Origin of the sequence: Spirochaeta cellobiosiphila DSM 17781 (genome assembly GCF_000426705.1) — a bacterium.
GTDB classification, from domain to species: domain Bacteria; phylum Spirochaetota; class Spirochaetia; order DSM-17781; family DSM-17781; genus Spirochaeta_E; species Spirochaeta_E cellobiosiphila.
The window spans coordinates 86,227-106,906 of record NZ_AUFW01000012.1 but is presented as its reverse complement, the minus strand read 5'-3'; the positions used below and the strand labels follow the sequence as shown (position 1 = coordinate 106,906).

At 39.8% G+C, this 20,680-nt stretch carries 24 protein-coding genes; 6 read left to right on the top strand and 18 right to left on the bottom strand.

The window, feature by feature from the left end; all coding sequences use genetic code 11:
• Positions 1-250: 250 nt before the first annotated feature.
• The 3 genes from K345_RS0102285 to K345_RS22055 are packed head-to-tail and all read right to left on the bottom strand — an operon-like array spanning position 251 to position 2,271.
• On the bottom strand, positions 251-1,033 hold the full coding sequence (locus K345_RS0102285) for an SDR family NAD(P)-dependent oxidoreductase (RefSeq protein ID WP_028972799.1): 783 nt from the start codon (positions 1,031-1,033) through the stop codon (positions 251-253).
• Positions 1,023-1,472 carry a MarR family winged helix-turn-helix transcriptional regulator gene (locus K345_RS0102280; RefSeq protein ID WP_028972798.1) on the bottom strand — a complete coding sequence of 150 codons (450 nt, stop codon included), beginning with the start codon at positions 1,470-1,472 and terminating at the stop codon, positions 1,023-1,025. The genes K345_RS0102285 and K345_RS0102280 overlap by 11 nt, the downstream gene beginning before the upstream one ends.
• Positions 1,465-2,271: a 3'-5' exonuclease gene (locus K345_RS22055; RefSeq protein WP_169714745.1), complete on the bottom strand. Its 807-nt coding sequence runs from the start codon at positions 2,269-2,271 to the stop codon at positions 1,465-1,467. Before K345_RS22055 ends, K345_RS0102280 begins: the two co-directional genes overlap by 8 nt.
• A 61-nt stretch (positions 2,272-2,332) precedes the next feature.
• Here K345_RS22055 and K345_RS0102270 point away from each other — a divergent pair, with 61 nt between their 5' ends.
• Together K345_RS0102270 and K345_RS0102265 are read left to right on the top strand one after the other, a co-directional pair.
• On the top strand, positions 2,333-3,199 hold the full coding sequence (locus K345_RS0102270; protein ID WP_028972797.1) for a DMT family transporter: 867 nt from the start codon (positions 2,333-2,335) through the stop codon (positions 3,197-3,199).
• Complete coding sequence (locus tag K345_RS0102265; RefSeq protein ID WP_028972796.1) at positions 3,199-3,636, top strand: NUDIX hydrolase; 438 nt, start codon at positions 3,199-3,201, stop codon at positions 3,634-3,636. The genes K345_RS0102270 and K345_RS0102265 overlap by 1 nt, the downstream gene beginning before the upstream one ends.
• On the opposite strand, the gene K345_RS0102260 is transcribed toward K345_RS0102265, so the two are convergent.
• Genes K345_RS0102260 through K345_RS0102240 form a run of 5 tightly spaced genes read right to left on the bottom strand, consistent with a single transcriptional unit; the run spans position 3,633 to position 9,058 of the window.
• Positions 3,633-3,944 (bottom strand): hypothetical protein, encoded by a 312-nt coding sequence (locus K345_RS0102260; RefSeq protein WP_028972795.1) that lies wholly within the window; start codon positions 3,942-3,944, stop codon positions 3,633-3,635. The genes K345_RS0102265 and K345_RS0102260 overlap by 4 nt on opposite strands.
• Positions 3,945-3,978: 34 nt before the next feature.
• Positions 3,979-4,287, bottom strand: coding sequence for an MGMT family protein (locus K345_RS0102255; RefSeq protein ID WP_028972794.1), 309 nt, complete (start codon positions 4,285-4,287; stop codon positions 3,979-3,981).
• A complete protein-coding gene (locus K345_RS0102250) occupies positions 4,284-4,952 on the bottom strand; it encodes a hypothetical protein (protein WP_028972793.1) in 669 nt (222 codons plus the stop codon). The genes K345_RS0102255 and K345_RS0102250 overlap by 4 nt, the downstream gene beginning before the upstream one ends.
• The gene (locus tag K345_RS0102245) at positions 4,949-8,008 is read right to left on the bottom strand and encodes an efflux RND transporter permease subunit (protein ID WP_028972792.1); all 3,060 of its coding nucleotides are present in this window, start codon (positions 8,006-8,008) and stop codon (positions 4,949-4,951) included. The genes K345_RS0102250 and K345_RS0102245 overlap by 4 nt, the downstream gene beginning before the upstream one ends.
• Before the next feature lie 9 nt (positions 8,009-8,017).
• Complete coding sequence (locus K345_RS0102240; RefSeq protein ID WP_028972791.1) at positions 8,018-9,058, bottom strand: efflux RND transporter periplasmic adaptor subunit; 1,041 nt, start codon at positions 9,056-9,058, stop codon at positions 8,018-8,020.
• A 78-nt stretch (positions 9,059-9,136) separates the two neighbouring features.
• Here K345_RS0102240 and K345_RS22050 point away from each other — a divergent pair, with 78 nt between their 5' ends.
• Positions 9,137-10,030 carry a helix-turn-helix domain-containing protein gene (locus K345_RS22050; RefSeq protein ID WP_053227991.1) on the top strand — a complete coding sequence of 298 codons (894 nt, stop codon included), beginning with the start codon at positions 9,137-9,139 and terminating at the stop codon, positions 10,028-10,030.
• Here K345_RS22050 and K345_RS0102230 read toward each other — a convergent pair.
• A complete protein-coding gene (locus tag K345_RS0102230) occupies positions 9,995-10,726 on the bottom strand; it encodes an acyl-[acyl-carrier-protein] thioesterase (RefSeq protein ID WP_028972790.1) in 732 nt (243 codons plus the stop codon). The genes K345_RS22050 and K345_RS0102230 overlap by 36 nt on opposite strands.
• A 140-nt stretch (positions 10,727-10,866) precedes the next feature.
• Here K345_RS0102230 and K345_RS19350 point away from each other — a divergent pair, with 140 nt between their 5' ends.
• The gene (locus K345_RS19350; RefSeq protein WP_037570961.1) at positions 10,867-11,469 is read left to right on the top strand and encodes a helix-turn-helix domain-containing protein; all 603 of its coding nucleotides are present in this window, start codon (positions 10,867-10,869) and stop codon (positions 11,467-11,469) included.
• A gap of 4 nt (positions 11,470-11,473) precedes the next feature.
• On the opposite strand, the gene K345_RS0102220 is transcribed toward K345_RS19350, so the two are convergent.
• The 6 genes from K345_RS0102220 to K345_RS0102195 form a co-directional block, all read right to left on the bottom strand.
• Complete coding sequence (locus K345_RS0102220) at positions 11,474-12,286, bottom strand: Cof-type HAD-IIB family hydrolase (RefSeq protein WP_083963587.1); 813 nt, start codon at positions 12,284-12,286, stop codon at positions 11,474-11,476.
• A 38-nt stretch (positions 12,287-12,324) separates the two neighbouring features.
• Positions 12,325-12,840, bottom strand: coding sequence for a tetratricopeptide repeat protein (locus tag K345_RS0102215; protein ID WP_028972788.1), 516 nt, complete (start codon positions 12,838-12,840; stop codon positions 12,325-12,327).
• 3 nt (positions 12,841-12,843) lie between these two features.
• Positions 12,844-13,428, bottom strand: a complete 585-nt coding sequence (locus tag K345_RS0102210) for a hypothetical protein (protein ID WP_028972787.1) — start codon at positions 13,426-13,428, stop codon at positions 12,844-12,846.
• Positions 13,429-13,437: 9 nt separating this feature from the next.
• Positions 13,438-14,145: a tetratricopeptide repeat protein gene (locus K345_RS19345; protein WP_037570957.1), complete on the bottom strand. Its 708-nt coding sequence runs from the start codon at positions 14,143-14,145 to the stop codon at positions 13,438-13,440.
• Positions 14,146-14,207: 62 nt separating this feature from the next.
• Positions 14,208-14,837, bottom strand: coding sequence for an L-threonylcarbamoyladenylate synthase (locus K345_RS0102200; protein WP_028972785.1), 630 nt, complete (start codon positions 14,835-14,837; stop codon positions 14,208-14,210).
• A gap of 8 nt (positions 14,838-14,845) precedes the next feature.
• Complete coding sequence (locus K345_RS0102195; RefSeq protein ID WP_028972784.1) at positions 14,846-15,346, bottom strand: hypothetical protein; 501 nt, start codon at positions 15,344-15,346, stop codon at positions 14,846-14,848.
• Positions 15,347-15,558: 212 nt separating this feature from the next.
• On the opposite strand from K345_RS0102195, the gene K345_RS0102190 reads away from it, so the two are divergent.
• Positions 15,559-16,599 carry a 2-hydroxyacid dehydrogenase gene (locus K345_RS0102190; protein ID WP_028972783.1) on the top strand — a complete coding sequence of 347 codons (1,041 nt, stop codon included), beginning with the start codon at positions 15,559-15,561 and terminating at the stop codon, positions 16,597-16,599.
• A 102-nt stretch (positions 16,600-16,701) separates the two neighbouring features.
• Here K345_RS0102190 and K345_RS0102185 read toward each other — a convergent pair whose 3' ends face one another.
• Together K345_RS0102185 and ychF are read right to left on the bottom strand one after the other, a co-directional pair.
• Positions 16,702-17,631 (bottom strand): magnesium transporter CorA family protein, encoded by a 930-nt coding sequence (locus tag K345_RS0102185; protein WP_028972782.1) that lies wholly within the window; start codon positions 17,629-17,631, stop codon positions 16,702-16,704.
• A 268-nt stretch (positions 17,632-17,899) separates the two neighbouring features.
• Complete coding sequence (gene ychF, locus K345_RS0102180; RefSeq protein WP_028972781.1) at positions 17,900-19,009, bottom strand: redox-regulated ATPase YchF; 1,110 nt, start codon at positions 19,007-19,009, stop codon at positions 17,900-17,902.
• Positions 19,010-19,136: 127 nt separating this feature from the next.
• Here ychF and K345_RS0102175 point away from each other — a divergent pair, with 127 nt between their 5' ends.
• Complete coding sequence (locus K345_RS0102175; RefSeq protein WP_342664867.1) at positions 19,137-20,429, top strand: malic enzyme-like NAD(P)-binding protein; 1,293 nt, start codon at positions 19,137-19,139, stop codon at positions 20,427-20,429.
• A gap of 7 nt (positions 20,430-20,436) precedes the next feature.
• Here the strand turns inward: K345_RS0102175 and K345_RS23280 are convergent, their stop codons facing one another.
• Positions 20,437-20,601 (bottom strand): hypothetical protein, encoded by a 165-nt coding sequence (locus K345_RS23280; RefSeq protein ID WP_169714744.1) that lies wholly within the window; start codon positions 20,599-20,601, stop codon positions 20,437-20,439.
• Positions 20,602-20,680 lie beyond the last annotated feature (79 nt).

Genomic DNA, 20,680 nt, shown 5'->3' with positions numbered 1-20,680 from the left:
ATGTTAGAAAATTGTTTCCTCCACAAACAAACCATGATAGTATAGGGGGGAACAAGACAAGACAATCAGAAAGCGTTAAGGGACGGAGAAAACCCTCAGGCTTAAAGCTTTGCTTACTGATCTAAGCTTCAAACTCCTTGTTCCCCTATGTTAATGTGGTTTTCCCTCTTTTTAGAGGGTCAACCTCGTTATAAGATTACTTAACCAAAAGAAGAAAATCAAATTAAATAAACTTTTATTCCATAATTACTTAGACAATTTTTTTCGCTATCCAGTTAAATAGCCCATCTGGTACAAGTTTAAGGAGAAGAACGGTTAATTTATTAAAAAAACCGGGTATACATTGAATTTGTCCCCGTCTTAAAGCTTTCCAGGATATTTTGACAACTTGGTCGGGTTTCATCCATCTTACGATGAATCTATTCTTCATATTTTTATCAGCCAAAGGAGCATTAATATGAAAATCCGTCCTGGTCAAACCGGGACATAATACTTGAATTCTCAAATGAGGATTGGTGTTTTCTAATGCTACAGCTTTGGTAAACAGAATAAGAAAAGCCTTCGTTGCCGAATACATAGAAGTTCCTGGTAAGGCATAGAACCCCATCATGGAACTAACATTAACCAGGGAAGCTGATTCCTGCTTGTTAAGAGTTGGATAAAAAGCATGAACAATTTTTGCAACAGATTTGTTATGGACATCAACCATCTCTAATTGTCTATCAATATTATCATCAAGAAATCTTTTTCGATTACCATAACCAGCATTATTAACAAGAAAACTTATCCTGGGATTATCCTTATACTTATTAATAAAATCATCTAAGGAGGCTTCATCTCCCAGTTCAAGATACTCAGTATAGATATTGACATGATGCTTCAGTTCCAGGTCATGAGCTCTCTGGGATAAAACATCCATCCTTCTTCCTGTCAGAACCAGGTCATAACCTTGACTAGCCAACTTATCCCCATAGGCAGCACCAATTCCACTAGTGGCACCTGTAATAATAGCGATGGGTCTACTATCTGCCATTACGAGCTCTCTCCTTTAATAAATAAGTGTGGGCATTACGTGACATCTTATCCAGACCTTCTAGAAGAACATCCTTATTCTGATCTTCAATACCAGACATTAAGATATCACTCCATTCTTGAAGACACTCCTCCCAGTAGGCAATACGTGTCTCTGATTTATTGGTTAAATAAAGGAGGTGAGACCTCTTGTCATGAAGATCATCCTTTTTATAGAGCCATCCCTGGGAAATTAGTTTTTTTATTCCCGTAGAGATTGCCCCCTTATCCATCTTAAGATAATGAACCAAATCATCTTGGGTAGCTCCCTGATTATCAAAAACAGCGAGCAGGATGATTACCTGTCCTGGACCCAAGCCATCTTCTTCTAACTTATGCTTAAGAAAAATATGCCTATAACGGTACAAAACACTAATATTATGATCTGGAGAATTATTCACTAGTGATCTCTTTGATGTTTTTAACAAAAAACATTCTAATCTCCTGCTTCGTTTCACAAAAGGCTTCAATACACACTTGGCGTCCTTTAAGGTATATTTGAATAACCCTAATCCAACGGTCTGTATCTTCCCCTTTACTGTTAGAATAAAGCAAATGGTAGCGGGCCCCCTGTTTTATCCATAGGTCATGAATCGTTCGCCCCTGAACCTTCGTGATATACCCACTCTTTGTCAGAATTTTATTACGCTTTAATTCGGGAACAATTTCGTCAGGAGATAGTTTCATATCCCTAATAGCATGAAGGAATATCTGCATAGCCCCCCAAGCATCTTCCAAAGCTCTGTGTGGTGATATTTCCAGGTTTAAAAATTGACACAAACTGCTTAACTGATGATTCGGAGCTTCCGGATATACTTTACGGCTTAACTTTAATGTATCAATAGTCCAAAAGCTGTCTAGCTTAGTGCCTAATCGGTAAGATTCCATTTCAAGAAAAGGCAAATCAGCTAAAACATTATGAACAACTAATACTCGTCCTCTGACTTGATCCAGAAAGGGAGAAAAGACGTTCTCAATAGGAGGACAATCTTTTACATCATCTTCAGATATACCATGGATATCTTGTACATTGGGAGGAATATCTCGCTCAGGATTAATAAGGACATTCCATCGAGACTGCTCGCCAGACAAGTCAAAATGAACCAAGCCAATCTCTACAATACGATCAGCAAAAGGGTTGAGGCCAGTATTTTCTAAATCAATAGCTGTCAATTTTAAAGGAGTAGGTACTTTATTCACAAAAGCCATAATAAACCGGGAGGGAATCGACTAGCAAGGAGTTTACCGATATGATAACAAAATGAAATCACAAAACAATCAATATCCTTTGGCCGTCATCTTTATGATATTATCAGGTTTAGCCTTTGCGCTTATGGCTCTCTTTGTCAAAGGATCCAATTCTCTCCCCTTAATGGAAAGGGTCTTTTTCCGCAACCTGGTGGTTCTCATCATTCCCCTTGCCTCATGGATCAGTAAACCCAATTATAGTTTATGGGGGCGAAAAGGAAACCGCGGATTATTATTACTCAGATCCCTCTTTGGTTTTTTAGGTGTCTTAGGATATTTCTATGCTATCAGTCAAATGAACTTGGCTGATTCTTCAGTACTCAACAAACTCAGCCCCTTCTTTGTCACCTTCTTCGCAGGATTGTTTCTTAAAGAAAAAATCACAAAGAAAGAAGTCGTGGCCTTGGTTTTAGCCTTTACAGGAGCCCTCTTCATTATTAAACCTACTTGGAATTATTCCATGCTCCCGGCTTTATCAGGTTTTACTTCAGGACTTCTGGCGGGTGTGGCCTATACCATAATCAGAGGTCTTCATAACAGAAACGAACGTTCAACAGTTATTTTGTTCTATTTCTCCTTAGTATCCTTATTACTATCAGGCCTAATGATGATCAAAGGATTTAGAGTTCCTGATAGTTCAGAACTTATATCCCTTTTGCTCATAGGAGTATTTGCTGCTGGAGGACAGTACTTCCTAACCATATCCTATAAATTTGCTGAAGCATCTAAAGTATCCATTTATTCCTATTCAAATATTGTATTCTCAGCGCTTTTTGGCTTTATTCTTTGGCAGGAAGTACCTGATACTTATTCCATCATAGGAGGTATTATTATAGTCTTTGCAGCCCTATGGATTTTTATTGTACAGAAGAAGAAGTAATGAAAAAGCATTTTACAGTTACCACATTTATAGTGAACCAGAACAAAACCCTCCTTCATAGGCACATAAAGACAGGGAAATTACTCCCTCCAGGTGGGCATCTGGAAGATAACGAACTTCCCCATGAAGGAGCCCTTCGTGAGGTAAAAGAAGAAACAGGCCTAGAGGTCACGCTCTATGAAGAGGACAGCCTAAACTGTTCTGATGCCATTGTCTTGCCAAAACCTAGACATGTTTTATTAATAGAGGTGGGAGAAGAACATTACCATATTGATCTTTGTTATTTTGCTCATGCTCAAGAATGGAATATCAATCCAGGTCCAGGGGAAGCCAACTCATGGATATGGGTAAGCAGGGAAGAACTCTCTGATTTACCATTAGTAGACAACATCAAACAAATAGCAGAAGAAGCATTATCCCTACTGTCTAATAATTAGACAGTAGCTATAAGAATTTTCTCATCCTGTAGAACGAGTAAAGCCCTATCTGGTTGATTCATCTGATTGTACAATTTTGATCCGACACGAACCGTTTCATGGGGACACTCATTAAGAAGATCAATAGATCCCTCAGCACAGTCCTTTTCAGCATCAATAAAATCCTGAAGCTTCATATTGGTAAATATATGAATAGAATAGGAATCCTTCATAAGACCCAAATCAAAACCTTCATTGGGATGAATAACTATTTTATTCTGGGGTAGTGTAGTATCTAATCTAATATCAAGAGGACTTGTTCTTCTCATTGTTATTAAACCTCCTAGATGATAATTATATCCATTAATAGGGCATCCACAAATATTCTTTTGTAATTTTTCCTTCCTGATCTACAGGAATCCCTTCTGATCTGAGTAACTGCATCTGTTCATTCTGCCCAATGGGATTTTTTATGGCTATCTGAAGTCTACTATTAACAACCCGATGCCAAGGTAAATTATGATGGGAGGTCTCAGTTTTCAGAATATAAACGATATACCGGGCTGATCGGGGAATACCAGCCATGGAAGCAATCCTCCCATAGCTAGTAACATAGCCCTTTGGTATATTCTTGATGATCGTAATAATATTATCTTTAATGTCCTCTGTCATTTCCTATCTTTTTCCCATCTGATAAGCTTGGGATTATGAGGATATAAAGCCTTGGCCTTTTGTAAATATTCCATGGATTTATCCTCTTCCTTTATTTTATCATACCCCTTGGACAGAGCTAAGTTAACTTCAAACTTCCAAACTTTAGATTGAGGAAAGGCAGCTTTATTGGCCAACAAAAGTTTAATAGCCCTATCCGGATCACCACCCATAAATTTGGGCATATTCATTATACTATGAGAAAACATAAGAGTGGCCATAGGATTAGAAGGATCTTCCTTCCAATAGTTTTCAATATCTTGGGCCAAATCACGGCCTTCTCTTAACATAGCCTTAAAGCCCCCTAATATCAAAAGCTGACTGCGGGACATAATAATCAATCCTCTACCTTGATAGCTAGATTGAAGACTCGTATGGTTAATGACCTTGTTATAAAAAGCAACACCAGTGTCTTCATCGCCTCGATAGACAGCCCCCATACCAAGAAGATAATAGGCATAGTACTTATCGTCTTCCTTACTAGTCTGGTCAATGTAGCTATTTAATACCTTTTTATATTCTTGCGAATCAACATCATATACAAGGTCTTCAAAGTTATAGTCAAAAGGTTCAGCAAAACTCATAAGGGGAATAAGTCCAATGGCAAACAATAAAAATGGCTTCATTTAATATCCTTTGTGGTTAACTTCTTTTCATTAAATAAACCATAACTAAGAGGAATGATTACAAGAGCTGTAAAAGTTGAGAAAATTAAACCAAAAATAATGGTACTGGCCATAGGACTCCAGACAACAGAACGACCTCCTAAACCTAAAGCCGTAGGGAGTAATCCGGCTATAGTGGTTATAGAAGTGAGGAGAATAGGTCTTAAACGGATAGATACAGCTTCCTTCACAGCAAAGGCCACAGCGTGTCCTTGAGACCTCAGATCATTAATAAAAGATATGAGAACAATAGAATCATTAACAGCTATCCCTGCCAGTGCGACTCCTGCATACAGAACGGTAGTACTAAAGGGTGTTCCTGATACAATCAAGTACAGAATAACTCCAGCGAAAGCAAAGGGAATCGTTAATAAAATCATAAATGGTTGAAAGTAAGAATTGAACTGAGAACCCAATATCAGGTAGATAAGGAATATTCCCACAAGAAATATCCTCAAGATATCGTATAATAAAGTTGAGAACTGAGCAAACTCCCCTCCCTGTATTAGATTTACATCCGGATATTCAGATTTCCATTTACTTTCCCACATATCCAGAATCTCTTTATTAACCGAAGGCACTAGACTTTCCTCATAAGCTTGACTATCAATAACAACCTCCCGGCTGCCATCAACACGATCTATAGTGCCAATGCCTCTGTCTTCCTCAATCACAGCAATGGAAGACAAGGGAATAGAAGAACCATTCCCCAGGGGGATACCTAAGGTCAGCAAGTCTTCTGGTCTATTACGAAAGGAAGTGTCATAACTTAGGATAACATCAACCTCTTCATTGTCCCTAAAGAACTCTGTAACCTTTGTCCCTCCATATATACCATTCAAATAACGCCCTACAGTGATAGGAGATAATCCATACAAGGCAGCCTGGTCCTTTTTAAGTCTTATTTGTAATTCAGGGGTTCCTCCATTCAAAGAATCCTTAACATTATATAAATTGTCATTCTGCCAGAGTACCGATTTAATGTCCTGGGTCAACTCCTGCAACTGTTCAAAACTATTTCCTCTCAGACGGAAGGCTAAAGGTGGATCTACAGGGGGGCCATTTTGAGCTTTGCGTACAATAAGCTGCGAAGGGCCAGGAATAGACAACAAATCATTCTTAACATCGGTCATGATTTGGGTAATAGATCTCTTACGTCCTTCTTTTCTCTCAGAGAGATCTACCATGATTTGAGCAATATTGCTTTGACTAATGTTTTCAGAACTGCCTGAACGATAACCAATGAATGATGTTACAGAAAGGACCTCCCCGTTACCAATACGGGGAATAATAAGCTTTTCCATTTTCCTGACAACATCAGAAGTTCCGTTCATAGTCGTTCCCGCAGGCATTTCTACATCAATATAGAATAATGTAAAATCTTCAGCACTAAATAAATCCTGTTTAAGAAAGGGGACACAGGAAAAAATAGCTATGGAGATCCCTACAATAATTGATAGGAATATCTTTTTGTGGCCATATAAATAATCAAGGAATCGCGAAAGTCCCTCCTGAACCTTTTGAAAGATTTTACCGTCTGGTTTGGGTTTACTTGACCACTCGGCAAAATGAGAGGGCAGAAAGATAAGAGCTTCCCCAGTGGACACAATCAAAGCTATTGTTACCACCAATGGGATGACCCTCAAGAACTTACCAATGACTCCTGGTAAAAGCATAAGAGGAAGAAACGCAGCAATCGTTGTTGCTGATGCGGCTATAACCGGAATAACAACCTGATCAGTCCCCTTAATAGCAGCAGCGGAGGACGTTAAGCCTTGTTGCCTAAGACGATAGGAGTTTTCAATAATAACAATAGCATGATCGACTATCATACCTAATACTAATACCAGACCAAACAAAGTATTGGAATTAAGAGTCTCCCCAAGCATATCCAGTACCAGAAAAGTTACAGCAAAAGTCAAGGGAATACCCAAACCTGTAATGAGGGCATTTCTAAAGCCAATGAAAATATAAAGAATGACGATCAGCAAGATAAAACCAAAAAGGGAATTGGACAAGAGAACATTCAAACTATCCCTAATAGGAATAGTCGAATCATTAATATAGGTAATAGATAAAGGAGGGGCTAACTGTTTTTCATACTGTGAAGACACCAGCTTAATTTGCTTTACCAAATCAATACTATTAGCGTCTTCCCTTTTAGCAACCTTAAGGGCAATCCCCGGAATGCCATTGAAGTGAACACGGGGAGCATCGGGACTGTAACCTTCCCGAATACTGGCAATATCCCGTAAGGTAAGACGACCTACTTCTGATCGGCGAATCACAATATCACCAAAGTCATCTCTCTCATTAAGCTCGCCAATAGTACGAAGAAGATACTCCCTGCTATCAGAAATAACACTCCCACCAGGAATACTCATATTATACCCTTCCAGGCCTGTTACCACAGAAGATAAGGGAATCTTCAAAGCTTCCATTCGATTCAAATCTAAGTCAATCTGAATCTCCTTATCTCCCAGACCAACAGCGGTTACATCCGAGACACCTTGAATTTGTTCTATCTTTTCTTTTAATTCCTCTGAGGCAACATTTAGATTCCGAAGCTCTGTTTGTCCTAGAATCATGACTTCAATAACGGGAAGGAAGTCGCTTGTGGAAAAGTCACTCAACTCTCCTTCAAGAACTCCCGAGGGTAGATTAACCTTATTAAATCTGGTCTGAACTTCTTGATATAAACGTTCAAACTCAGCTTTGGAGATCCCATTCTCCATCTTAACCCTCACAAGGCTGAAGCCTTCAGAAGTAGCGGACTCAACTTCATCCACTTTTTTCATATTATTAAAAGCGTTTTCAATGGGGATAGTGACGCTTCGTTCTACATCCTCAGCCGCCACACCAGGATAAGGAACAGTAATATTTACCCAGTAAAAAGGAACATCTGCATATTGTTGTCTAGGAAGATTCACAAGACTAAGCCCCCCTAGAATGAGCAGGCACACCATAAGTATGTTGATAAAAACTGGATTTTTAACACTAAATTTACCAAAACTCATACCCTGCTCCTACTGTACCAACTGGTAGTCGAAGCTTGCCTCTCCCTCCAGGGAATCGGCAGGAGTGACTATAACCAGATCTTCAAAGCTGGCTATCCCTGATACAGACAGATTATCTCCAAAAAATCTAGGAGACTCTATGGCTTTATATACAGGATGAGAATCAACTAGCAGATAGATACCTTGAGAACTTCCTCTCTGGTATAGGGCAGAAATAGGGACAATTAGATCCTGCTGACCATCGGGAAATATTTCAACATCAATAGTCATACCAGAACGTACCACATCCCCCCAGGTATTATCCCAATTGATAATAATCGCATAACTTCCTGTATTACCATTAGCTCCGGCAGCAATAGCCTTGATCACAGCAGCTGTCCAGGAATTCTGTCCCTGTAGGCGAACTTGCACCTTACTATCAAGAGATAAAGACTTGATAGCTTCTTCTCCCAGGTAAACTTCTGCCTTGAGATGGTCCAGATCAACTATACGAGCTACCTTTTGCCCTCTTTTTAGGTAATTACCTACAGATATTTCTTGAGGCCACTCTGCGATTGTTCCTGTAAAAGGAGCCTTAATATGGGTATTATTTAGAATTTCCCGGGCATTAACTAACTGAGCTTCAGCACCGCTTAGTTTGCTCAAAGCAGACTTTAGTAAGGAAGAAGAACTAGCACCCTGGGAATATAAATCTTGAGTCGTACTATATTCGAGCTTAGCATTTTCAAAACTTACTTGCGCTTGTTGATAATTCAGCTTGGCTACTGTATCTGTAATACCGGTCAACACCTGGTCAGCTTCAACATGTTGCCCCAAATTAACAAGCACTTTGATAATCACTCCTTCCGTTTGACTGATGATCCAGGCTTCGTTGCCCCCCATGAGAGAAGCACTCAAACGAAAAGATTGTTGAAGATTCCCTTTAACAGGATGAACAACATTGACCTTGGGAGTGGGAAGCTCCTTCACTTCAAGAGAGGAATTGGATTTGTCATCCTGGGAACAAGACAACAAGACCAGAGAAAATAATAGATACAGAACTTTAGCCATAGAGGGACTCCTTCTATTTACGTTCATAATCAAATCACTTATATTAATATAATCAAAATATAACGGATTGTGATAATTATGACTCCATTTGGTCAACAATTAAAGATCCTCAGAAAAAGAAAGCATCTAACACAAGAACAGTTAGCTATCAAAGTAGGTCTCAAACAGTCAGCCATAGCTAACTACGAGAAAGGGCAACGCTTTCCTGATGAACAAACTTTAATCAAATTTGCTCAAACCCTGGAAAGCTCACTGGATGAGCTTTTAGGAACAGGTATAGGCTACTATGGCGTCCTTAAGGACGAACAAGTCATAGAATCGGGCCAGGCTTTCTACCAAAAACTTCTACAAGGGGATGAGCAGAAAGCCCTTTCTATTGTCTATAATAATCTATTGTACGGTGCGACTTCACATCAAATATACAAATATCTCATATTGTCTGCTCTCTGGAAGACCGGCCAGGCCTGGTCTGAAGGACATATAAAAATAGCCCAAGAACACTATATCAGCGGCCAAATCATGAAAATACTCAGCATATTAGGAGAAAAGCTACCAAAGAAACCTACCCTTGGAAAAACAGTAATAGGCTTTTTGCCTACAGGAGAAGAACACATTATCCCTTTAAGAATTTTTTGTGATTTGTTAGAACAGGAGGGAGTAAAAACCTTTTTCATTGGTCAAAAATTACCTTTGGAAGAAACATGTCAGTGGATCAATCAAATCAATCCCGATGCCTTGGTCTTATCCATAACTCAGGAAAAATCATTACCATCTTTACAACAGAATCTTAAAACCATTGAAGAGTATTGCTCTGAATTAAAGATGATAATGATAGGGGGATCCGGTCTCAGCAAAACATCAAGTATCCCAGAACTGGGAAAAATAAGGGTTTATACATCAGAAGACCTATTCGGAGGCGTAGAAAAGCTCCTAAGATTAATGAGCGCGCCAATTCAATCTAAAACGGAATAATTCTTTATCACCACTTCGACCTGATATTAGATCACTGTTCCCCTTAGAGTCCTTATAAAATTGAAGAGGATCACCATAATGAACTTCATTCAGAAAATTCCCCTGGACCTCACTAAGAACATGTCCTGTATGGTGGTCCATATCGTAAGTATCAAGAAGCCAATGCAGGTATCGTGAATTATTAACATGCTGATTCATATCCAAATCAGAGTAGCGAACAGACCAATCAGTAAAGGAAGAAGGATTACTCACAGCCTCTAGCTTAACCGCATTAATGGGAGAGCTATAATCCTTTCGGACAGGAAATTCTTCCAGAAGATTACCCGGACGAGCAGGACGACCTTTCTTTAAATCAAATAAAATCCAAGTCGTTTGAGCTTCACAGACAAGCTCATTAGAAGCATTTCGTAACTGGTAATGCCTCTCACCTACAAATCCCCTAGCCTCTGTTGTCCATGTAAGGATCTTAATAATATCTCCATTACCTGGATATTGATGCATCTCAAATCCAATGCGGGACAAAAGAAAAACAAATCCCAAATCATGAAGTTTTTCCCAAGAGTAGCCAATAGCCCCACTATGAGCTCCGGCGACCTCCTGGAGAACATCCATAATAGCAGACGCTTTAATGACTCCCTTTGCATTACAGTCTACAAAAGTCACTCGATAATTATCTTCAAAAATTACATTATCCATATACTTGTTATTAACTCCTTGTCATATGAATACGTCATTATAGTGCTTATTTGATTCAACTGATAGGTCTCAACCTTTGAGCTTTTATTGACAAAAGGGATTTAAAACCTTAGTTTTCATTCTGGAGGGTTTAGATAACCGTGAAAAAATTAAAGTATCGATTTGGAGAGAAGTTAAGAAATCTGAGAGAAAAGAAAGGAATCACCCTTAAAGCTGTTGCCGAAATAGCCGGTGTTTCTGAAAGTCTCATTTCGCAGATTGAACGAAACAAAGTCAGCCCTTCCATAGATACACTATTTGCCATCGCCGATGCACTGCAGATTGAACTGGATTATTTATTCGCAGATCTACAAAGACAAAGAAAAGTAACCATTGTAAAAAAAGCAAAAAGGCCATCTGTTCTATTAGAAGGAATCAACTACCATCAATTAACAGTATTGCCAGGTTCAACAGATAAGTATGCTATTGAAGCTTTTATTTTAGAAATTCCACCAGGAATCTCTAAGGGACATGAAGAGTTCGGACACACAGGTAAAGAACTTGGATTTATTATGAGTGGAACAGGTGAGCTTCAATACGGCAAGGAAGTATTTCCTTTCGAAGAAGGGGACAGTGTCTCTTTCTCAAGTGACCTGCCCCATATTATACGTAATACAGGAGAGGAGACCCTTAAAGCTTTATGGGTGATCACCCCCCCTAAGATCCTCTTCTATAATCAAACAGAAGAATCCTCTGAAGTCTAATCTATTATAGATCCCAAAACCTTTGAATCACCTCAGCCAGAGCTGATTCAGAGTGGGATCTTGTTGTCACATAATCAGCAATATCCTTAACCGCATCCCGGGCATTTGCCACAGCAACCCCCATACCAGCCGCTTCGATCATCTCACGGTCGTTAAAACTATCGCCGACTGCCACAATCTCCTCTTTACTTATGTTAAGCATCTTAGCTAATTCGAGCATTGCAAAACCTTTATTCACTTCTTTATTCAAAAACTCCAAATATATAGGTTTGGAATAACTCATATAAAGACGCCCCTCTGCAATAGCTTTTGCCTTAGGATAGATACGGTCCAGATCCTCCTCTGGCGCATTAATCAATAATTTTAGAGGCTCATCATCGATATAATCCACTAACGAACCTACGGCTTCATACTCCATTCCTGATGCACGTGAGTATAATTCGGCTCTGTCATTTGACTCATTGACATAAAACTTTTGCCCCTTGTAGGACTGAATAGTAACGCCTTCCTCAGTCGCCAGAGCAGCTACCTCTTTAGCCAAATCGACAGGAACTCCTTTACGGAAGATTTCCTTTCCTGTAGCAATATCGTTAATAGAAGCTCCGTTGAAGGAGATAAAATATTGATTATCCTTACTATCAGGAAATAATTGATGGGCATATTTTGCCATACTGGCCGTAGGTCTACCGGAGCAGAGAACCACTTGCACACCACTTTGGGCCAAGCGCTTCATAGCGAATAAGTTATCCTGGGAGATCTCCCAATTATCATTAAGAAGAGTATCATCCATATCTGTTAATAGCATTCTGTATTTCATTATTACAAAATGCTAAATATTTACGATAAGAGCAAGTATTAGGGGCACAACTCTTGGTATCTTTGATCTGCATAATCCGCAGCGACGTGGTCCCCCACTTCCCGATAGGAATCTCTCAGGTTATACCAGGTATCTCCATTAGAGGGATTGAGAGAAAGGGTCTGATTAAAATACTCAATAGCTTGTGGATAGTCTTCCTCAAGAAAGGCCAAAACACCCAGATTATTAAGGGCTTTCCAGTACTGTTCATCAAGGGACAGAGCTGTTAGGTAAGCTTCACGAGCTTCTTTTCTGCGGTTTAGATGATCCAAGCACAAGCCCCACTGATTAAACAGATCCGGATCAGCACCACCCAAAGATATAGACTCATTAAACTTCTTAAGAGCCATTTTATATTTCTTCTTAAAGTAATAAACCATTCCCTGGTTAAAATATACCAAAGGCTCCATAGGCCATTCTGATTGGGCTTTCTGTAAACTTTTAAGGGCCTTTCTAAAATCACCTTGCTGTACTAAATAGGATGCTTCATGCATCATTTGTTCTAATTTACCCAAGAACTATTCTCCTAGAGACTGGGCAACTTCTGCCCAAAAGCTGTCAGCATCAATGGATCCATCCAGATATAAACGTATCAGTTTACGAACCCGTAAAGGGAATTTCTGCCAATAGACATCAGTCCATCCAGGGATCTGATTTTCCAGTTCTATACGATAGGAAGCACTCATCTTACCTGTAGAGAAGCTCAGAAAATCACTAATCATCTTCTTAAACATATCAGGATTCAAAGAGACCTTGGCTTCCATAGCTTTGGAATCTCTTTTCTGTCTCTGATCTTCATTAGGAATCCACTCTTCAAGCAGCATGGATATCTGTTCATCTGTTAATTCGGGAGCCTCCTTGCGAATAACATCAATGGCCATTCGTTTGACAGAAGACTCGAGCATATTACGTGTTTGATTCAAAGAAGATTCCAGTTGTCCCGCCAGCTGTTTTGCCGCTTTCTGAGGACTAACTCCTATAGAACCAATACGGGTTAAGTTGGATTTTCTTCTTTTAAGGGCTTCTTCGATTGCTTCTATAGAAGGAGAGTCAGCCCTATTTAATATAAAATCAAGAACATTAATCAGATCTTGATCTGCCAAAATAAACTCCTAACCTACTTTCTTTTCCAATTCTTCCAAATCAGAAGCTTTAATAGTCGTAACACCAGTTAATTCAAAGGTCTTAGCTTTGTAAACAGCTTCTTTTGCTTCATCTGATTTATCCTGGACTAATAAAAGACGTCCATAGTTATACCAGGCTTCTACAAACTGAGGATTGGAAGATATAAGCTGACCGTAGATTTCAGAGGCCTCCACTGTTCGGCCTAAATCAATCAATATGGAACCAAGATTGTCCAGAATGACACTATCCGTATGGTCATAATCATAGGCCTCCTGACAGATAACCAGAGCCTCTTCCTTCTTGAGAGCTAATGAGGCTATGAAGCCTAGACAGCCATAAAATACAGTATTACGAAAACCTTGATTATGAAGGTCCTTTAAAATGGCCCAGGAAGCTTGAATATCATCAAGCTTCCATAACCACAAAGCTTTATAAACTTGGGCATTTCTCCTTTCCCGGATCTGCTTTTCATTTTTGGCCTCAATAGCTTCAATACTATGAATGATTTTTTCACTCATAGATAACTCATTCTTCTTGATACTCATAAAAAGCAAACGGTTCATTTGGCTTAAAGACAAATGACCAAACTTATACGCTTTGGTGAATATTGGATATATTTTAGTCCAATGGATTTGCCTAATAGACATAGAATAGACTCTCATCATGTAGAGTTTAGATAAAAGGGATTTGAACATCGAAAGCTAACCTCCCCACTTAGTATATATGGATCTTGATATTTTGTATTGTAATTGTGTGGTTATTGTTCCCAAGGCCCTTTGCCTTGCCTAATAATCTGAGCCTCACCCCTTTCCAGTTTAACCACTGTAGATAGGGATTTTTCCAAAGGTTCACCGGAATCGATGATAAGATCAATTCCATTAATGGATTCTAATTCCCAACCACATTCTAATAAATTATCCTCTGGATATTCCACATCTACATCCTGATCTATCAAGTCCTTACCGGCGGTTATGGAAAAAAGGGGAACACCTAATGCCTCCACAAGACAAATAGGGACCCTATGATCAGGAATACGTAACCCTATCTCCGGACGTTTGATTCCTATCTTTTTCTCTATCTTTTGAATCGTTTCAAGGATAAAGACATACGGCCCGGGAGTATAATGTTTAATGAGACGGAAACTTTGATTATCTACATGAGCCACACTACTCATTTCACTAATAGAGGAACAGATAAGAGATAATTTATTTTTCTTCTTATCCCTTAGCTTTGTTAAGGCATCAATACCTTTGCTGGATTCGCTTGAACATCCAATAGCCCAGCTCGAATCTGTAGGGTAGGCGATAAGCCCACCCTCAGTTAGTATATGTACCGCCCTTTTAATGATCCTGTCATCAGGATCATGATAATTGACATATTCAATCATGAAACGACCTATAAACTAAAATTAAACCCTGTTGATACGGTAGTCTTAAGATTAATCCAATCGGGAGGTCCGATTAGCATAGATTCTTTAGCTTCCACATACCATTTAAGATTATCATGAATCTTTACCCTGGTTCCTAACTTAATTGATGGTCCCAGAAGAAAGTTAACATCTTCATCATCTTCACCGGGAAAGAGAAAAGTAGGTTCTAAACCTATACCTACCAGTCCATCAAAAGTAGGTTGAAAAGGGAATACAAAGTTAAGTCCTATATTAACAGGCACAATAAAATTTGCTTCAGTATTGCCATCATTCTGTTCTGTTTGGATACCAACAGCTGAACCTATTTCGAATTCTGTGTTTGTACTGACCAAGGTCACAAAGGCGCCACCAAAGTTAACATAAGCACGCTTTGATGTAAAATCAGCACCAAAGGATGCATTAAAGGATTGGGCTCCTACCATTGAGGCAAGACCAATCAGTATACTGATGATTGCGTATTTTTTCATTTGGCTATCTCCTCTTACAAGATATGCATATATCGCATTTTTTCAAAGAATACTTTATACCACTGAACTCAAAAGATCCTTTTATATCGATTATTTTTATCTCTTTTTGACCTTATTTTGTAAAGACTCTTGTCATTAGACCGATTCTTCACTATTTATGTAAAAGAATCTATCCTTATTATGATAGTAAACAATAGATTTAGGAGAAGACCATGAAAATAGCTTTTTTCGACTCAAAGCCCTATGATGTAGAGTCCTTTATTAATAAGAATGAGGCTTATGGATACACTCTTAAGTTCTTTGAACCCAAACTTAATCCTGATACGGCCCTCTTAGCCAAGGGATATGAAGCGGTATGCGCCTTTGTAAATGACACCCTGGACAATCAAGTTCTGGATATACTGGAACAACAGGGAACAAAAGTTCTGATCATGCGCTGTGCCGGTTATAATAATGTGGATCTTAAATCAGCACACAAGCGAATCCATGTTCTCCGGGTTCCCGCTTATAGTCCCTATGCTGTGGCAGAACATGCCTTGGCCCTCATCATGACCGTGAATCGAAAGACCCATAAAGCTTATATCCGAACCAAAGAAAGCAACTTTACTTTGCGTGGTTTAACGGGCTTCGATATGCATGGCAAAACCATGGGTATCATTGGAACCGGGAAGATTGGACAGGTGATGATTGGTTTATTAAAAGGTTTTGGAATGAATATTGTCGCCTATGATCCCTACCCCAATGAACAGGCCTCCCAAGAATTAGGATTTACCTATAAGAGCCTGGATGAGCTCTTTCAATCAGCTGATATTATAAGCCTTCATTGTCCATTAACTCCTGAGACTCAATACATTATTGGAGCTCATGCTATTAGCCAGATGAAACAAGGCGTTATCATTATCAACACAGGACGTGGTGGTTTGATTGATTCTAAAGCCCTTGTTGATGGATTAAAGAATCGCAAAATTGGAGCAGCCGGTCTTGATGTATATGAAGAAGAGGGAGATTATTTCTTTGAAGATATGAGCATTGAAGGAATTACTGATGACACCTTAGCCAGACTACTCTCCTTCCCAAATGTATTGATCACTTCTCATCAGGCCTTCCTGACACATGAAGCTCTCAATAATATAGCCGAAACATCCCTGGATAATGTCAAAGCCTACCTTGCCGGAGAGAAGTTAGTAAACGAAGTGTGCTACCGATGTTCCAGTCCTGAATGTGCCAAAGACTCAACAGGCCGTTGCTTTTAGGCTGTTTGCCCATTGAAAATCATCTGTTTTCAATAAGCAAACCACCTATTTGCTTATTGGATTCTAAATGTTTTCAATAAGCAAAATTATAAAACCCAGTAATCAAAACTTCTTCTGCCTGGATACAAACATGGCACTGATGAGAGCCAATGCAGTAGAAACACCCAATATAGCCGGGAAGGCCCAGCTTTTATCATGAAAAGGAAGATGGGATACATTCATACCATATAAGCTGGCGATAAATGTTGGGATCATTAATACTATGGATATCTGAGTCAATCGTTTCATAACAACATTCAGATTGTTAGAGATAACAGAGGCGAGAATATCCATCATTCCACTGAGGATATTCGAATAGATAGAGGTCATCTCCTGAGCTTGTCTTACTTCAATCCTCAGATCTTCCAAAGCTTCTCTTTGCGAACTGGATAACTTGGAATCAAAGAGCTTCTCAAAACGTTCCAATAACATTTCATTACCTTTCAAAGAAGTGGTAAAGAAGAGGAGAGATTTCTCCAAACGCAGAAGTTGAAGTAATTCTGTATTTTTAACAGCATTCTGCAAATCCTCTTCTATACGGCTAGTAAGTTTGTTGATTTGCTTAAGGTATTGCAGATAATTGGTAATGGATTTGTTCAATATCTCTAACATAAAAGTATAGACATTACTATCTGCCACAGAGCCAATTTTCTTAGCCACAGCATCAAGTATGGCTGAGGGACGTGAACAGATGGTGAACACTAATCCATTAGAGATGATAATCCCTAAAGGGACTGTAAAATACCGTACTTCTCTCGTTTCATCATACACGGGAACACGAGTTATTAAGCAGGTATAGTAATTGGTAATTTCTATTCGAGAGCGTTCGTCTTCATCGAGTATATCCAGAATGAGATCTTCAGGAATCTGGTGTTCTACATTTAGGAATTCGATTTCGCTTTCACTGGGATTGGCAACTTCCACCCAGCTATTTCGTTCCAGAACAATGGATTTGACCATCTTTTTGTCAGTTGTCTTCCAGATAGATATCATGGAGGGCCTCCTACCTTCTTAGTTCGTTTTGGGATAAACACAATCACAAGAAGGGGATGGTCTCTTATGCTTAAATAGGAGAGCTGCCCACTCTGAGTGATTGATCACCCCGGTGGATAAAGTCATGTAGGCATAAACTGCCGTCGGAATCAGACATAACTTCCTTCACCTCACTATTAAGCTCCCTTTCCTTAGAGGAAAGGGGAATATTATTCGCTTCATACTATCCAAAAGTATATGGTATGACAAGCTATTATTAAAACGTACTCTACACATTAAATCGGAAATGCATTACGTCTCCATCTTTGACAACGTATTCCTTTCCTTCAATACGGAGTTTACCACCAGATTTGAGAGCACTTTCGCTTTTAAACTCAAATAGATCTGTACAATGGTAGACTTCAGCCTTGATAAAACCCTTTTCAAAGTCTGTATGGATAACCCCAGCCGCTTGAGGTGCCTTATCTCCTTCATGAAAGGTCCAGGCCCGGACTTCCTGTTCACCAGCTGTAAAATAAGTTCGTAATCCAAGCATGTTATAACTCTTGTGGATTAAACGGGATAATCCTGATTCAGTCATGCCTGCTTCATCTAGAAACATTTGTTTTTCTTCTTCCGTTTCCAAGCTGGCAATATCCGCTTCTAACTGACCACAGATGACAACAACTTCAGCCTTTTCTTCCTCAGCCAGGGCTTTGACTTTCTTGACATAATCATTGTCTTCATCAAGACCGTTTTCATCCACATTACATACATACATGGTCTTCTTAAGAGTAATGAGGTGCAATTGTTTTAAGAGTATTCTTTGATCATCACTCCACTCGATACCACGAGCCGGCTTACCCTCTCCTAATTGCGCTTGAAGTTTGTCCAGGATAGGCATAATCTGAGCGGCTTCTTTTGCCTTCTCAGAGCCAGCGGCTCTTAATTCTTTGGAAGCCCGTTCTTTTCTTTTATCAACAGTTTCCAAATCAGCTAAGGCTAACTCAATGTTAATGGTTTCAATATCCCTGAGTGGATCGATACTTCCATCGACATGTGTGATGTCTTCGTTCTCAAAACATCGGACAACATGAAGGATAGCATCGGTCTCTCTGATATTGGCCAGGAATTTATTACCAAGGCCTTCGCCCTTACTGGCCCCTTTAACGAGTCCCGCAATGTCTACAAACTCTACCACTGCAGGTATGAGTTTCTGAGGAGGAATGAGTTCTGATATCTTATTAAGTCTTTCATCAGGGACATTAACTATTCCTACATTGGGGTCAATAGTGCAGAAAGGATAGTTGGCCGCTTCTGCAGGAGCAGAAGTTAAGGCTGAGAAGATTGTTGACTTACCTACATTAGGAAGTCCTACAATACCACAATTTAATCCCATTTTATTTCCTTGTATTCTAATATTTTCGCTGGAAAGTATAACCAATAATACCCACTAAGAAAAGCCTAGACCTTACAACATGGGACTTTAAATTTATATCCAAGATTTGTAGAGTAAGGAATACTTATTGATTAATGGGGATATGATGGCTTCAGATAAAAATGCTTTAGATTATCACAGGTATCCAACACCTGGCAAAATATCGGTCGTACCGACAAAGGAATGTTCCAGTGCTGAAGATCTAGCCCTGGCCTACTCTCCCGGGGTAGCCCAACCTGTTCTGGCTATAGCAGAAGAGGAAAATCAAATCTATAACTATACGGCGAAGGGCAACCTGGTAGGAGTGATCTCCAATGGAACCGCCATTCTTGGTCTGGGCAATAGAGGGGCTGCAGCGTCCAAGCCTGTTATGGAGGGTAAGGGGGTCTTATTTAAGAAGTTTGCCGGAATTGACGTGTTCGATATAGAATTGGATACAACAGACCCACAGGCTTTTATTCAAGCGGTTAGCCTGATGGAGCCAACTTTTGGTGGCATCAATCTGGAAGATATCAAAGCGCCAGAATGTTTTGAAATAGAGACAAAGCTGAAGGAAATCATGAACATACCCGTCTTCCATGATGACCAACATGGGACAGCTATCATATCCGCAGCGGGCTTTTTAAACGCCCTGGAGGTTACTGGGAAAAAACTGGATCAAGTGAAGATCGTCTTTTCCGGTGCAGGGGCGGCAGGTCTTAGTTGTGTCAAAATGCTCGCAACGTTGGGTGTGCCCAAAGAGAATATCATCATGTGTGACATAATCGGAGTCGTCTACAAAGGACGTACAGAGGAAATGTTCCCGGAGAAGGCCCAATGGGCTTCAGACAGCCCGGCCCGAACTATGGAGGAAGCTATCCTTGGTGCGGATGTTTTCTTTGGCTTATCAGCCCCTAACATTCTCACTCCAGCTATGCTCAAATCTATGGCTCCACAGCCTATTGTCTTTGCCATGGCCAATCCTGATCCGGAAATCACCTACCCCTTAGCCAAAGAAACACGCCCGGATATTATCATGGCGACAGGTCGTAGTGACTATCCCAACCAGATAAATAATGTGTTGGGATTTCCCTTTATCTTCCGGGGAGCACTGGATGTGCGGGCTACCTCCATAACAGAGAATATGAAGATGGCAGCAGCTAAAGCCCTTGCCGCTTTAGCTAAAGAACCTGTCCCTGAGGACGTGATAAAAGCTTATGGGGGAGAGGATTTCTCCTTCGGCCCAAACTATATCGTTCCTAAACCATTTGATAAGAGGGTTTTTATTGAAGAATCCTTAGCCGTAGCAAAAGCCGCCTGTGAGGAAGGTATTGCTCAAAAGCCAATTAAAGATTGGGCGGGGTACCGCAAACACCTGGAAGAATTATCTAAGACATTATAAGGAGTCATTATTTCTTCGGGGTAAAACTGGGACAATGGGCCTTATTGGCACGATAGATCTCCAAAGAGGGTAGATGATAACTCTTGATACCGAACTTACGGCATCCTCTAGGAAATCTAATATCGTAGGTTACATAATAATACCGGCATAGCAGACATTTAGGAGCTTCCATGGATTCATTATGTCGAGGAAGCTCTTTTCTTTCAATAAAGGTTCCTATTCACTTGACCACAGACCTCCCCTGAAGTATG

What these genes read in the sequence shown, in the direction of transcription:
- K345_RS0102285 (WP_028972799.1), bottom strand. Translation starts at nt 1,033, where the DNA reads ATGGCAGATAGTAGACCCATCGCTATTATTACAGGTGCCACTAGTGGA.
- K345_RS0102230 (WP_028972790.1), bottom strand. Translation starts at nt 10,726, where the DNA reads ATGGATAATGTAATTTTTGAAGATAATTATCGAGTGACTTTTGTAGAC.
- K345_RS0102270 (WP_028972797.1), top strand. Translation starts at nt 2,333, where the DNA reads ATGAAATCACAAAACAATCAATATCCTTTGGCCGTCATCTTTATGATA.
- K345_RS0102245 (WP_028972792.1), bottom strand. Translation starts at nt 8,008, where the DNA reads ATGAGTTTTGGTAAATTTAGTGTTAAAAATCCAGTTTTTATCAACATA.
- K345_RS0102260 (WP_028972795.1), bottom strand. Translation starts at nt 3,944, where the DNA reads ATGAGAAGAACAAGTCCTCTTGATATTAGATTAGATACTACACTACCC.
- K345_RS0102185 (WP_028972782.1), bottom strand. Translation starts at nt 17,631, where the DNA reads ATGATATCTATCTGGAAGACAACTGACAAAAAGATGGTCAAATCCATT.
- K345_RS22050 (WP_053227991.1), top strand. Translation starts at nt 9,137, where the DNA reads ATGACTCCATTTGGTCAACAATTAAAGATCCTCAGAAAAAGAAAGCAT.
- K345_RS0102190 (WP_028972783.1), top strand. Translation starts at nt 15,559, where the DNA reads ATGAAAATAGCTTTTTTCGACTCAAAGCCCTATGATGTAGAGTCCTTT.
- K345_RS0102220 (WP_083963587.1), bottom strand. Translation starts at nt 12,286, where the DNA reads ATGAAATACAGAATGCTATTAACAGATATGGATGATACTCTTCTTAAT.
- K345_RS0102265 (WP_028972796.1), top strand. Translation starts at nt 3,199, where the DNA reads ATGAAAAAGCATTTTACAGTTACCACATTTATAGTGAACCAGAACAAA.
- K345_RS0102250 (WP_028972793.1), bottom strand. Translation starts at nt 4,952, where the DNA reads ATGAAGCCATTTTTATTGTTTGCCATTGGACTTATTCCCCTTATGAGT.
- K345_RS0102255 (WP_028972794.1), bottom strand. Translation starts at nt 4,287, where the DNA reads ATGACAGAGGACATTAAAGATAATATTATTACGATCATCAAGAATATA.
- K345_RS0102240 (WP_028972791.1), bottom strand. Translation starts at nt 9,058, where the DNA reads ATGGCTAAAGTTCTGTATCTATTATTTTCTCTGGTCTTGTTGTCTTGT.
- K345_RS23280 (WP_169714744.1), bottom strand. Translation starts at nt 20,601, where the DNA reads ATGGAAGCTCCTAAATGTCTGCTATGCCGGTATTATTATGTAACCTAC.
- ychF (WP_028972781.1), bottom strand. Translation starts at nt 19,009, where the DNA reads ATGGGATTAAATTGTGGTATTGTAGGACTTCCTAATGTAGGTAAGTCA.
- K345_RS0102200 (WP_028972785.1), bottom strand. Translation starts at nt 14,837, where the DNA reads ATGATTGAATATGTCAATTATCATGATCCTGATGACAGGATCATTAAA.
- K345_RS19345 (WP_037570957.1), bottom strand. Translation starts at nt 14,145, where the DNA reads ATGTTCAAATCCCTTTTATCTAAACTCTACATGATGAGAGTCTATTCT.
- K345_RS0102195 (WP_028972784.1), bottom strand. Translation starts at nt 15,346, where the DNA reads ATGAAAAAATACGCAATCATCAGTATACTGATTGGTCTTGCCTCAATG.